Source organism: 'Chrysanthemum coronarium' phytoplasma (assembly GCF_000744065.1).
GTDB classification, from domain to species: Bacteria; Bacillota_I; Bacilli_A; order Acholeplasmatales; family Acholeplasmataceae; genus Phytoplasma; species Phytoplasma asteris.
The window spans coordinates 1-1,477 of the sequence record NZ_BBIY01000103.1 but is presented as its reverse complement, the minus strand read 5'-3'; the positions used below and the strand labels follow the sequence as shown (position 1 = coordinate 1,477).

Annotated in this window: 1 protein-coding gene; it reads left to right on the top strand. The window is 24.7% G+C overall.

Translation table 11 applies throughout. The features are described from left to right. Nucleotides 1–174: 174 nt before the first annotated feature. Complete coding sequence (locus OYV_RS03855) at nt 175–756, top strand: class I SAM-dependent DNA methyltransferase (protein ID WP_042068390.1); 582 nt, start codon at nt 175–177, stop codon at nt 754–756. The last annotated feature ends 721 nt before the right edge of the window (nt 757–1,477 follow it).

Here is a 1,477-nt window from a genome sequence, read left to right as displayed (position 1 = left end):
TAAAAAGAAAATGATATAATAAGAAAAAAGCATTTTTTAACATTTTAATAAATATTTATTTTACTTCTTTTATAAATTAAAATCAAAAAACCACCAAACAACCAAACCACACAACCAACAAAACAATTAACTTTTACTATTAAGAAAGTATTTAAAAATAAGGAGATATTAAAATTGAGAATTATACCTTATGAACTTTATCCTTATGCCTCTGATCTTGCTTTATGTGCTTTAAGAAAAGAATTTGGTATGTATGATCATTGTTTAAATACTTGCAAAAATAATAAAGCTATGCAACCGTTTTTAGATATGAAAAGAAATTATTTTTATTTATCATTTGATTTATGGGTATTAGAGATGCAACAAAGAAAGCATTATATTAATAGTTTTCATTTGTTTTATGCCAATAAACACAAATATTGCCTTATTAACACTGATTTTATCTTGATATTGGAGTGTTGTATTCAATGGGAAATAAAAGGATTTATGCCTTACAACACTTCTTTATCTTGGTTTTTGGTGGCATTAAAATGTTTAGAACAACAACAAGAAGCCAAATCCCAAACCAACCCCCATCCCAACTTTGTACCAACTCCATCCACTAATTATTATCTAGATTTTTGTATCTATCAAAAGTTATTATTGTGGTACAAACAAACCTTTATGCAAGCCAACGAAAAAGGGAACCTCAAACCTAAACAACTCAATATGGAGGAAGTAAAAAGCTATTTCCAAACACAATTAAAACGAATATAAACTTTCAAATAGCAACAATCCATCAATGGATTGTTTTTTTATTTTTAAGTTTTTTTATTTGTTTAAAGAAACGCAACGCAACAGTTAGACAACAACAAAACGAACAAAACGCTTTTAGTGGTTCTCAAAGTTTTATTTAAAAATATACCATCTCCTTTTTGATCTTTTTTTAATAACAAATTTTTCATCGATATCCCAAAACATTTACAAAAAAATATAATTTTGCACAAAATTTAACAAAAGTATTTTTTTACTTGCCAAATCCTAAAATGTTTGTTATAATATTATAGTAATTATGTTGTGCGTTTTTGAAGTGCAATTTCGACAGACCAAATTTGCCGGAATTCAATCTTAAAACCATCCCAACATTTGCCATTTATTTTAGCAATTATTTTGCCAAATTTCAATTATTTTTTTAATTTTGAAAAAAAAGCAACAAAACATTTGCTATTTGTTTTTTTATGTGATATAATAAAAAAGGTATTGCGATTTTATTTGCTTTGAAAACATTTTTTGAAAGCAAAAACAACAACTTTTAATTATTTTTTAATTATTTGTAACTTGCTAAATTGCATATTTTGATTATTTATTCTTAATTTATTTTTTCACAAATTTTTACCAAAACTACCTTAATCTTTGAAAACTGAAGATGATAATTAACGAATATTTTTAATTATTTTTTAATATCTTAAAATTGACACCAAAAAGCAATTTTTGATGC